The organism is Lysobacter sp. TAB13, assembly GCF_052113885.1.
Classification (GTDB): Bacteria; Pseudomonadota; Gammaproteobacteria; order Xanthomonadales; family Xanthomonadaceae; genus Lysobacter; species Lysobacter gummosus.
On the sequence record NZ_JBFRDR010000435.1, the window covers coordinates 1 to 353 of the forward strand.

Below are 353 nucleotides of genomic sequence, written 5' to 3' on the forward strand. Positions count from 1 at the left end.
GCCCTACTCGGACGATGGCCGCACCGTGACCTATGCCAACGACGCGGGGGCCGCCTCCTTCGGCTGGTATACCGACCTGCAGCGCAAGCATAAGGTCGCTGCGGCGGGCTTCCTCTCCGAGAGCCAGGCCGCCTTCAAGGCCGGCAAGGCGGCGCAGCATGTCGACGGTTCGTTCCGCCTCGGCACCTTCAAGAGCGCGCGTGGCTTCGATTGGGGCGTCGCAGAGATACCGACCCATAACGGCATTGCCAGCAACTACGCCTCCTATTGGGTCAATGGCCTGGCGTCGAGCGCGACCGGAGCCAAGCGCGATGCAGCGCTCAAGTTCCTCGCCTTCATCACCACCAATGACG

At 65.2% G+C, this 353-nt stretch carries 1 protein-coding gene; it reads left to right on the plus strand.

What is annotated here, in order from left to right; genetic code table 11:
- Positions 1-25: 25 nt before the first annotated feature.
- Positions 26-353, plus strand: a 328-nt coding sequence (locus AB4Y92_RS26845) for an extracellular solute-binding protein (RefSeq protein ID WP_441822389.1), incomplete at its 3' end; no start/stop codon positions are given.